Source organism: Pseudomonas typographi, from assembly GCF_014694385.1.
Classification (GTDB): Bacteria; Pseudomonadota; Gammaproteobacteria; order Pseudomonadales; family Pseudomonadaceae; genus Aquipseudomonas; species Aquipseudomonas typographi.
The window spans coordinates 1-271 of sequence record NZ_JAAOCA010000166.1 but is presented as its reverse complement, the minus strand read 5'-3'; the positions used below and the strand labels follow the sequence as shown (position 1 = coordinate 271).

General features: G+C 56.5%; 1 protein-coding gene. It reads right to left on the bottom strand.

Going from position 1 to position 271, the window contains the following annotated elements:
- A partial coding sequence (locus tag HAQ05_RS28250) for a LexA family protein (protein ID WP_420825806.1) occupies window positions 1–173 on the bottom strand: 173 nt, incomplete at its 3' end.
- Between the last annotated feature and the right edge of the window lie 98 nt (window positions 174–271).

Genomic DNA, 271 nt, shown 5'->3' with positions numbered 1-271 from the left:
CCCTCGATGCGCACCAGGTAGATATGCGGCGCCCGCAGGTTCAGCAGTTCATCCAGGGAAATGGCTTTTTCAAGGTGGTCCGTGGCTGGCGAAGGGAAACCCGCTGGCACGCGGAAGGAGTAGACCGGCAGGGTTGCCGAGCTGGGAGAAAGGGGACCAAGAAAGGTGATCATGGAGGCAACCGAATTACTGTACTTATATACAGTTAACCTTTTGTGCCTGGCCGTGGTCAATCAGGTGAAGGGACGAAACGATAGGTGGCAGCCGTGTG